The organism is Xanthomonas sp. SHU 308 (assembly GCF_000364645.1).
Lineage (GTDB): Bacteria > Pseudomonadota > Gammaproteobacteria > Xanthomonadales > Xanthomonadaceae > Xanthomonas_A > Xanthomonas_A sontii.
Map to the genome: position 1 here is coordinate 1 of NZ_AQOK01000640.1, position 9,651 is coordinate 9,651.

The window sequence follows — 9,651 nt, forward strand, 5'->3', positions numbered from 1 at the left end:
CGCCCAGCCGCGCGGCACGCTGGCGGCGCGGCGCGGGCCGATGGCGGCGGCATGTGCGGCCTGGCTGCGCATCGCTAGGCCAGGCTGTACAGGGCGGCGGCACGCGCGTGCAGCGCGGTGGTGTCGAACAGCGGCACCGCCGCGTCGGCAGGGCCGACCAGCAATCCGATCTCGGTGCAGCCCAGGATCACCGCCTCCGCGCCTTGCGCCTGCAGTCCTGCGATCACCTCGCGGTAGCGCAGCCGCGACGGCGCCTGCACCACGCCCTGGCACAGTTCCTCGTAGATGATGCGGTGCACGTCCTCGCGCGCCGGCGCATCCGGGATCAGCACGTCGAAGCCGCGCCGTTGCAGCCGTTCGCGGTAGAACGCCTGCTCCATGGTGAAGCGCGTGCCGAGTAGGCCGACGCGGACGATGCCGGCGGCCTGCAACGCATCGGCGGTGGCATCGGCGATGTGCAGCAGCGGCAATGGGACCGCGGCGGCGATCGCGTCGGCGACGCAGTGCATGGTGTTGGTGCACAGCACCAGGAAATCGGCGCCGCCGGCCTGCAGCGCGCGCGCCGAGGCCGCCAGCGCGGCACCGGCCGCGTCCCAGTCGCCGTCGCGCTGGTACTGCGCGATCTCGTGGAAGTCCACGCTGTGCAGCAGCAGCTTGGCCGAATGCAGTCCGCCCCGTTGTGCGCGCACCGTCTCGTTGATGTGCCGGTAATAGGGCAGGGTGGATTCCCAGCTCATGCCGCCGATCATGCCGATCGTCTTCATCGTGCGTCGCTTGCCGCCGTGTCGAGTGCGCGAGGATGGTAGCGGCATCGGTCGCGTGCGGCGACCGCGCGCTGTGCCTGTGTCGGCGATCGTCGGGACGCCGCGGCGCGACGCGGCGTCATGCGCACCACTAGGCGTCCAGGGTCGGCGGCGTGCCGGCCCCGGCGCGCGCCGCACGCCGTGCCAGCACCGCCTCGCGGTGGGCGATGTAGGCGTTGGCGCCGAGGATCACCAGCGCGCCCAGCACGGTGCCGCCGTCCGGCGTCTCGTCGAACAGCCACCAGCCGAACAGCGCCACCAGCGGCAGCTGGGTGAAGCTGATCGGGGTCAGTGCGGAGACTTCGCCGAGGCGCAGCGCGTGCGTCCACAGCAACTGGCCGAGGGTGCCGAACAGGCCGGTGGCCAGCAGCCACAGCCAGTCGATGCCGTGCGGCCAGCGCCACACGAACAGCGCTGGCAGCAGCGACATCGGCACCCAGAACGCGTAGGTGTAGAACACCACCGTGTTGGCGGCGTCGACCCGCGCCAGTTGCTTGATCTGGATCGCGACCAGGGCGCTCATCACTGCGGCCAGTACCGCCACCAGGGTGCCGGGGCTGAACGCGGCGGCGCCGGGACGCACGATCAGCAGTACCCCGACGAAGCCGCACAGCACCGCCAGCCAGCGCCGCAGGCGCACCGTCTCGCCCAGCCACAGGGCGGCGGCCAGGGTCGCGAACAGCGGGGTGGAGTAGGACAGCGCGATCGCCTGCGACAGCGGCAGATGCCCGATCGCCCAGAACCCGGCCAGCATCGACACCAGGCCGATCGCGGTGCGCAGCAGGTAACGCGGCAGTTGCGCGGTGCGTGGCAGTGGCCGGCCCGGCCGCAGCAGCATCGGCAACAGGAACAGCAGGCCGAACAGGTTGCGGAAGAAGGCGATCTGCAGAGTGGACAGCTGCGCCGATGCCAGCCGGATCGCGACGACCATCAGCCCGAAGGCCATCGTACTGGCCAGCATCAGCAGCGCCGCGCGCAGCGGCGTGGGCGCGCTTACCACTGCGCGCCGACGATGCGCGGCTCCGGCTCCAGGATGACGCCGAAGCGCTCGCCCACCGAGGCGGTGATGCGCCGCGCCAGCGCCAGCAGTTCGGCGCCGCTGGCCTGGCCGTGGTTGACCAGCACCAGTGCGTGCGCGGCGGACACGCCGGCATCGCCGTCGCGGTAGCCCTTCCAGCCGCAGGCCTCGATCAGCCACGCCGCCGACAGCTTGCGCTGGCTGTCGTCGTCGCCGGGAAATACCGGCAACGCCGGGTACTCGTGCTGCAGCGCCAGCGCCTGTTCCAGCGGCAGCAGCGGATTCTTGAAGAAGCTGCCGGCGTTGCCGAGCACGTCCGGGTCGGGCAGCTTGCGTCGGCGGATGTTGATCACCGCCTGGGCCACGTCGGGCGCACCGGGGGTGGCGATGCCCATCGCCTGCAGTTCCTCGCCGATGCCGGCGTAGTCCAGGCGGAGCGCGTGCAGCCGCGGCAGGTTGAACTCCACCGCGGCGATCAGGTAGCGGTCGGGCTGGCGCTTGAACAGGCTGTCGCGGTAGCCGAACTCGCAGGCGGCCGCGTCCAGCCGCACGAAGCGCGCGTCGGCGCGGTCGTAGGCCTCGACCACGTGCACGAACTCGCCCATCTGCGCGCCGTAGGCGCCGATGTTCTGGATCGGCGCGGCGCCGACCGTGCCGGGGATCAGCGCCAGGTTCTCCAGGCCGGACAAACCTTGCGCCAGCGACCACATCACCAGCTCGTGCCAGCCCACGCCGGCGCCGGCGCGGACGATGGCGTAGTCGGCGCGGTGCTCCAGGGTGTCGATGCTGCGGTTGGCGAAGCACAGCACCACGCCCGGCGCATCGCCGGCGAACAGCATGTTGCTGCCGCTGCCCAGCGGCAGCAGCGCGGCGCCGGCCAGCTCCGGCGCCAGCAGCGCCTCGGGCAGCGCCTCGGGCGCGAAGATCTGCAGCAGCCACGGCGCCTGCGCGGCGACGTGGAAGGTGTTGAGCGCCTGCAGCGGCGCCTGCGCGGTGAGCGACCAGGCCGTCGTGCTCATGGGACGACCACGTCCCCGCGGCTGGGCGCTTCGCGGCGCCGGCGCATCGCCTCCACGCACTCGCCGATCAGCTCCGGCCCGCGGAACACCAGGCCGCTGTAGCACTGCACCAGGGCGGCCCCGGCGGCCATCTTCGCCACCGCATCGGCACCGGAGAGGATGCCGCCGACACCGATCAGTGGGATGCTCTCGGGCAGGCGCGCGCGCAGCCGGCGCAGCACCAGGGTGGACTGGCCCAGCAGCGGCGCGCCGGACAGGCCGCCGCTTTCGCCGCCCAGCGGTTCGTGTTCCAGGCCGGGGCGGGCGACGGTGGTGTTGGTGGCGATCACCCCGTCCACCTGCAGGTCCGACAGCACCCGCGCCGCCGCGTCGATGTCGCTGTCGCTCAGGTCCGGCGCCACCTTGACCAGCATCGGCACGCGCTTGCCGTGGCGCGCCGCCAGCGCTTCCTGCGCCTCGCGCAGGCGCGCGATCAGCTGCCGCAGCGCCTGCTCCTCCTGCAGTTCGCGCAGGCCGGCGGTGTTGGGCGAGGAGATGTTGACGGTGACGTAGTCGGACAGCGCATAGACCTTTTCCAGGCAATGCAGGTAGTCGGACGCGGCGTCCTCGTTCGGGGTGTCCTTGTTCTTGCCGATGTTGATGCCGAGCAGGCCGCGCCGGCGCCGCGCGCGCTCGACGTTGCGCACCAGCGCATCCACGCCCAGGTTGTTGAAGCCCATGCGATTGATCACCGCCTGCTGCCGCGGCAGGCGGAACATGCGCGGTTGCGGATTGCCGGCCTGTGCGCGCGGGGTGATCGTGCCGATCTCGACGAAGCCGAAGCCCAGCGCCAGCAGCGCGTCGATGTGCTCGCCGTTCTTGTCCAGGCCCGCGGCCAGTCCGACCGGGTTGGGGAAGTCCAGACCGAAGGCGCGAGTGGGCATCGGCGCGATCGTGCGCGCCAGCAGCGGATTGGTGCCGGTGCGGTAGGCCAGCTCGATCGCGCGCAGGCCCAGGGCATGCGCGCGCTCGGCGTCGAAGGCGAACAGGAACGGTCGGGCGAGGGAGTACATGGCGTGGCTCAGTTCAGCGTCCCGGCGAAGGCGCGGGTGCGGTAATGGAACGCGACGACGCCGTCGCGCTGGTGCCGGTCGAACAGCGCGCGCAACGCGTCCAGCATCGGCGCGTGCTGCGGGTGGGCGGGCAGCGGCGCATAGGAGGACGACAGCAGGCGTCCGCGCAGCGCCTCGAAGTCCATGCGCTGCGCGTTGGGGAACTGCGCGGTGCCGCGCAGGCCGGCGCCGAACCAGCGCTGCATGGTGGCATCGTCGTGGTAGCGCTCGGCCACCGCGCTGTAGTCGGTGCCGTACTCCAGCAGCAACTGCTCGTAGCCTTCCAGGAACGGCGTGGCGTCGAGCAGGCGCGAGTTCCAGTACACCAGCGCCAACCCGCCAGGACGCAGCACGCGTGCCCATTCGCGGCGCACCGCCTCCAGGTCGAACCAGTGGAAGGCCTGCGCGGCGCTGACCAGGTCGACGCTGGCATCGGCCAGGGTGGTGGCCTCGGCGCTGCCGTCGATGGCGCGGAAGCCCGGCAGGTCCTGCAGCAGCGCCACTGCGGCCTCGCGCATCGCCGCGTTCGGCTCCACGGCCAGGGTCGGATGCCCAGCCTGCAGGAACAGGCGCGTGGAGATGCCGGTGCCGGCGCCGATGTCGGCGACCAGCGCATCGCGCGCCACGCCCAGCTCGCCGTGTACCCAGTCCAGCAGCGCCGCCGGATAGCTGGGGCGGTAGCGCACGTAATCGGCGACGCGGTCGCTGAAGCGTTCCCGCGGCGCGGCGGCGTCCCGGCTCACGACTGGGTGCTGGCGAACCAGGCCAGCCCGCCGAAGAACAGCACGAAGGCCAGTACCGCCAGCACGGCCAGCACCACCGCGGCCCAGCCCAGGATCAGCCCGCCCACCGCCAGGCCATCGCCCTGGAAGCGCTGCGGCTGGCGGCGGATCTCCGCCCGGGCCAGATGCCCGGTGATGATCGCGCCGAGGCTGCCGAGCACCGGCATCAGGGTCCAGCCGAGGATCCCGGCGACCAGGCTGACCACCGCCAGGGAATTGGTCTCGCGCACCTGACTCATCGCTGTCGCTCCTTGCAGAAGGAAAGGGGCGGCGGCCGCAGGGTGCGGGCCGCCGCGCTCGCCGCGTTACAGATCGAACTTGATGCCCTGCGCCAGCGGCAGCGAATCGGAGTAGTTGATCGTGTTGGTCTGCCGGCGCATGTACACCTTCCACGCGTCCGAACCGGATTCGCGGCCGCCGCCGGTGTCCTTCTCGCCGCCGAAGGCACCGCCGATCTCGGCGCCGGAGGTGCCGATGTTGACGTTGGCGATGCCGCAGTCGCTGCCGGCCGCGGACAGGAACTTCTCCGCCGCCTTCAGGTTCTGGGTGAAGATCGACGAGGACAGGCCCTGCGGCACGCCGTTCTGCATGTCGATGGCCTCGTCCAGGGTGCTGTACTTCATCACGTACAGGATCGGCGCGAAGGTTTCGTGCTGGACCACTTCATCGCTGTTCTTCAGGCCGGTGACGATGGCCGGCAGCACGAAGTTGCCCGGGCGGTCCAGCGCGGTGCCGCCGGTCTCGATGGTGCCGCCGGCGGCCTTGGCCTTGGCGATAGAGTCCAGGAACTGCTCGACCGCGCCGCGGCTGTTCAGCGGGCCCATCAGGTTGGCCGGGTCTGTGGGGTCGCCGATCTTGCCTTCGACCTGCTTGTAGGCCTTGACCAGGGTGGCCAGCACGGTGTCGTAGATCGATTCGTGCACGATCAGCCGGCGCGTGGTGGTGCAGCGCTGGCCGGCGGTGCCGACGGCGCCGAACACGATGCCGGGCACCGCCAGCTTCAGGTCGGCGCTCTCGTCGAGGATGATCGCGTTGTTGCCGCCCAGCTCCAGCAGGCAGCGGCCCAGCCGGCGCGCGCACTTCTCGGCGACGACGCGGCCGACCTGGGTGGAGCCGGTGAAGCTGATCAGCGGGACGCGGGTGTCCTCGACCAGGCGCTCGGACAGGGCCACGCCGGCGTCGTTGATCAGGAAGAAGATGTCCGGGAAACCGGCGTCGCGCAGGGCCTCGTTGCAGATCTTCATCGACGCGATCGCGGTCAGCGGGGTCTTGTTGGACGGCTTCCAGATGCAGATGTCGCCGCAGATCGCCGCCAGGAACGCGTTCCAGCTCCACACCGCGACCGGGAAGTTGAACGCGCTGATGATGCCGACCAGGCCCAGCGGCTGGTACTGCTCGTACATGCGGTGGCCGGGGCGCTCCGAATGCAGGGTGTAGCCGTACAGCATGCGGCTCTGGCCGACCGCGAAATCGGCGATGTCGATCATCTCCTGCACTTCGCCGTCGCCTTCCGGCTTGCTCTTGCCCATTTCCAGCGCGACCAGCGAGCCCAGCGCGTCCTTGTGCTTGCGCAGCGCTTCGCCGCACAGCCGCACCGCTTCGCCGCGGCGCGGCGCCGGGGTGGTGCGCCAGACCTTGAACGCGGCCTGGGCGCGGGCGATCACCGTTTCGTAGTCCTGCTCGGTGGTGGCCTGGACGTCGGCGATGATGTCGTTGCTCGACGGGTTGAGCGGCTGCAGCACGCCGGCGCCGGTGGCGCTGGACCACTCGCCATTGCCGAGATAGGTGCCGGAGTTGGTGGCGGCGAGGCCGAGCGCCTTGAGCAGGTCAGCGGACATGGAATCTCCTGGGTTCGTTGCGACAGGGAAGGCGACCGCAGGCGGGGGACGCGGGACGCGCAGCCGGCAATTTTAGCAGACCGGACGCATCCGGCCGCCGCCGCTGGCGGGGGCGGCTGGCGAGCGCAAAAAACGCGTGGGCAATGCCGTAGAATCCCCGCCAGGCCAATGGCCCCGTAGCTCAGCTGGATAGAGCGGTCCCCTCCTAAGGGACAGGTCGTGCGTTCGAATCGCGCCGGGGTCACCATTTCGTGCATGCCGTCCGCCGCGGCCGCGCCGCCGCCAGCGGCCATCGCGTTGCCTGCCCATGCCTCCTGCGCAGCGGCCGCGATGGTGAGTCGCGCGGTGTCCGATCTGTCTGCAATAACGTCCTCTACACCTTGTACCGACGCGGCCTGAGCATCGTCCTGCGTAGGCTGCGTCCGTCGGCCACTGCGCTTGGCGGCGATTCGCGCCGCGAACTCTAGTTATTGCAGTGCCGATGGACGACGAGGACGGAGTCGCCTCCGCCACGTCCGCCACAAGCGTCCCGACCGCAACTCCGTGCGGCGGGACGATCGCCGCCGCGCATCGGCGGTCCTGGTCGCCTCGGGCCTGGCGTGATCGCCGGCTTGCCGGCACGCCCGCAGCGATTCCCACCCCTATGCGAAGCAGGAGTCACAGATGAAAACAGCAATGAAGATGGTTTTGGTCGGTTCGATGCTGGCTGCGCTCGCGGCTTGCAAGCGCGACGGCGACCAACCGGCCACCGATCCGAATGCGGCCAACCCGCCCGCAGCGGCCGACGGCAGCCCGGCAGGCGGCAGCACCGCCCCGGCCGGCACCACCAGCGGCGATGCCAGCGGCACCGCGACCGGGCAGGGCACGATGCAGGGCCAGGACGCGTCGCAGGGCGTACCGCCGACCACGACGTCTCCGACCAGCCCGACTACCCCCCAGAATCCTGCCAACCCGGATCCGCAGCAGCAGCCGCCGACCGATCAGAAGCAGCAGTAAGGGTTGCGCAAAACGCGCGGCGCCGGCGGCGTCGCGCGTTCGCTGCGCGCCGACGCTCAGACCTGCGTGGACGGCGTTGCGTGTCGCCCGGCGCCCCCTGCTTGGTGGCCTTAACGTGGTGTTTCCTGGCTTGGCGCGATAGTCACTTTTGCAACCGTTTGCCAGGGCCGCAGCGCCGATGCTGCGGGCGCACACGCGGCGCTTGACAGCGCCCCGGCGCATGATGTCCTCTTGCGTCCATGCCTCTGGTCTTTGCCCCTATCGCCATCTCGCTTCCGCGCTCGCTTCGGCACGCGGCGGGCGCTGCTGCGGGCATTACCACCGGTATTACCACCCTCACCATTCGCCCGGTGCGGCCCGTCGTCTTCGTCTGATCGTCGAACACCACGGCCCCGCACCCGGATCAGGATGCGGGGGAATCCCTCAGCCTGATGCGAGCGGGGCCTCCACTCCGAGGTCTTCCATGTCGCCCCCCGCCGTCGCTCCTGCTGTCGCCGCTTCGCCTGATTCCGCCGTCGATCCCGCGCTCGCCGCCGCCACTGTCGTGCACAAGTTCGGCGGCACCTCGGTGGCCGATGCCGAACGCTACCGTCATGTCGCGCAACTGCTGTTGGCGCGCCCGGAACGTCTCCAGGTCACCGTCGTCTCGGCGATGAAGGGGGTCACCGATGCGTTGATCGGCCTGGCCGAACTGGCCGCACGCGGCCACGGCGACTGGCGCGAGCGCTGGCACGAAACCCGTGCCCGCCATCGCGCCGCCGCAGTGGCCTTGCTCGGCGAACATGCCGGTGCCACGGTCGAATGGCTGGACGCGCGCTTCGAGCACCTGGCCGAGATCCTCGCCGCGCTGGCGGTGATCGGCGAACTGCCGCGGGAAGTGCTGGACCGCGTGCAGGGGTTGGGCGAGGTGTACTCGGCGCAGTTGCTGGGCGACCACCTGCGTGCGCTGGGCGAGGAGTGCGCGGTGCTGGATGCGCGCGAGGTCTTGGTGGTCGATCGCGGCGAACTGGGCGTGGACGTGGACTGGTCCGCCAGCGCGCAGCGCCTGGCGCAATGGCGCGCGGAGCACCCGCAGCCGCGCATCGTGGTCACCGGCTTCGTCGCCCGCGACCGCGCCGGCCGCATCACCACCCTCGGCCGCAACGGCAGCGACTACTCCGGCGCGATCTTCGCCGCGCTGTTCGACGCCGCCGAGCTGCACATCTGGACCGACGTCGACGGCGTGCTCTCGGCGGACCCGCGGGTCGTGCCCGAAGCGGTGCAACTGGAAACGCTCAGCTACGACGAAGCCTGCGAACTGGCCTATTTCGGCGCCAAGGTGGTGCACCCGCAAACCATGTCGCCGGCGATCGAGCGCGGCCTGCCGATCATCATCCGCAACACCTTCCAGCCCGAGCACCCGGGCACCCGCATCACCGCCAGCAGCGCCACCAGCGGCCCGATCAAGGGGCTGACCCTGAGCCCGGACCTGGCCGTGCTCAACCTCGAAGGCACCGGCCTGATCGGCGTGCCCGGCACCGCCGAGCGCGTGTTCGCCGCACTGCGCAACGCGCGGGTGTCGGTGGTGATGATCTCGCAAGGGTCGTCCGAACATTCCATCTGCTGCGTGGTGCGCCAGAACGAGGCCGAACGCGCGCGCGACGCGGTGCTCTCCGCGTTCGCCCACGAACTGGTGGTGGGCCAGGTGCAGCGCGTGCAGCTGACCACCGGCATCAGCGTGCTGGCCGCGGTCGGCGACGGCATGACCGGGCAGCCCGGCGTGGCCGCGCGCCTGTTCGAGTCCTTGGGCCGCGCCCAGGTCAACATCCTGGCGATCGCGCAGGGCTCGTCCGAGCGCAACATCTCGGTGGCCATCGACAGCGCGCACGCGACCAAGGCGCTGCGCGCCGCGCATGCCGGCTTCTGGCTGTCGCCGCAGACCTTCTCGGTCGGCGTGATCGGGCCGGGTAACGTCGGTGCGGCGCTGCTGGACCAGTTGCGCGCCGCGCAGCCGCAACTGCTGGCCAAGGCCAACCTCGACCTGCGCCTGCGCGCGGTGGCCTCGCGCAGCACGATGCGCCTGGAGCCGCGCGCCTTCGCCGGCGACTGGCGGCAGGCGCTGGGC

Annotated in this window: 9 protein-coding genes and 1 tRNA gene; 3 read left to right on the forward strand and 7 right to left on the reverse strand. The window is 70.9% G+C overall.

The window, feature by feature from the left end; translation table 11 throughout:
• Window positions 1–74: 74 nt before the first annotated feature.
• The 7 genes from D588_RS0117830 to D588_RS0117860 form a co-directional block, all read right to left on the reverse strand.
• Window positions 75–764, reverse strand: coding sequence for an aspartate/glutamate racemase family protein (locus tag D588_RS0117830; protein WP_017909988.1), 690 nt, complete (start codon window positions 762–764; stop codon window positions 75–77).
• Between the two features lie 130 nt (window positions 765–894).
• A complete protein-coding gene (locus D588_RS0117835; protein ID WP_017916938.1) occupies window positions 895–1,803 on the reverse strand; it encodes a DMT family transporter in 909 nt (302 codons plus the stop codon).
• Window positions 1,797–2,840 carry a UDP-N-acetylmuramate dehydrogenase gene (gene murB / locus D588_RS0117840; protein ID WP_017916939.1) on the reverse strand — a complete coding sequence of 348 codons (1,044 nt, stop codon included), beginning with the start codon at window positions 2,838–2,840 and terminating at the stop codon, window positions 1,797–1,799. Before murB ends, D588_RS0117835 begins: the two co-directional genes overlap by 7 nt.
• Complete coding sequence (locus D588_RS0117845) at window positions 2,837–3,892, reverse strand: quinone-dependent dihydroorotate dehydrogenase (protein ID WP_017916940.1); 1,056 nt, start codon at window positions 3,890–3,892, stop codon at window positions 2,837–2,839. Before D588_RS0117845 ends, murB begins: the two co-directional genes overlap by 4 nt.
• 8 nt (window positions 3,893–3,900) lie before the next feature.
• On the reverse strand, window positions 3,901–4,674 hold the full coding sequence (locus D588_RS0117850; RefSeq protein WP_017916941.1) for a class I SAM-dependent methyltransferase: 774 nt from the start codon (window positions 4,672–4,674) through the stop codon (window positions 3,901–3,903).
• Window positions 4,671–4,952, reverse strand: a complete 282-nt coding sequence (locus D588_RS0117855) for a DUF4190 domain-containing protein (RefSeq protein WP_017913403.1) — start codon at window positions 4,950–4,952, stop codon at window positions 4,671–4,673. Before D588_RS0117855 ends, D588_RS0117850 begins: the two co-directional genes overlap by 4 nt.
• Before the next feature lie 66 nt (window positions 4,953–5,018).
• Window positions 5,019–6,551, reverse strand: a complete 1,533-nt coding sequence (locus D588_RS0117860) for an aldehyde dehydrogenase family protein (protein ID WP_017909982.1) — start codon at window positions 6,549–6,551, stop codon at window positions 5,019–5,021.
• Window positions 6,552–6,721: 170 nt separating this feature from the next.
• Here D588_RS0117860 and D588_RS0117865 point away from each other — a divergent pair.
• The 3 genes from D588_RS0117865 to D588_RS0117875 form a co-directional block, all read left to right on the forward strand.
• Window positions 6,722–6,798, forward strand: a tRNA-Arg gene (locus D588_RS0117865).
• Window positions 6,799–7,226: 428 nt separating this feature from the next.
• Window positions 7,227–7,547: a hypothetical protein gene (locus D588_RS0117870; RefSeq protein ID WP_017916942.1), complete on the forward strand. Its 321-nt coding sequence runs from the start codon at window positions 7,227–7,229 to the stop codon at window positions 7,545–7,547.
• Between the two features lie 544 nt (window positions 7,548–8,091).
• On the forward strand, window positions 8,092–9,651 hold a 1,560-nt coding region (locus D588_RS0117875; protein WP_017916943.1), incomplete at its 3' end, for an aspartate kinase.

What these genes read in the sequence shown, in the direction of transcription:
- D588_RS0117830 (WP_017909988.1), bottom strand. Translation starts at nt 764, where the DNA reads ATGAAGACGATCGGCATGATCGGCGGCATGAGCTGGGAATCCACCCTG.
- murB (WP_017916939.1), bottom strand. Translation starts at nt 2,840, where the DNA reads ATGAGCACGACGGCCTGGTCGCTCACCGCGCAGGCGCCGCTGCAGGCG.
- D588_RS0117845 (WP_017916940.1), bottom strand. Translation starts at nt 3,892, where the DNA reads ATGTACTCCCTCGCCCGACCGTTCCTGTTCGCCTTCGACGCCGAGCGC.
- D588_RS0117855 (WP_017913403.1), bottom strand. Translation starts at nt 4,952, where the DNA reads ATGAGTCAGGTGCGCGAGACCAATTCCCTGGCGGTGGTCAGCCTGGTC.
- D588_RS0117860 (WP_017909982.1), bottom strand. Translation starts at nt 6,551, where the DNA reads ATGTCCGCTGACCTGCTCAAGGCGCTCGGCCTCGCCGCCACCAACTCC.
- D588_RS0117870 (WP_017916942.1), top strand. Translation starts at nt 7,227, where the DNA reads ATGAAGATGGTTTTGGTCGGTTCGATGCTGGCTGCGCTCGCGGCTTGC.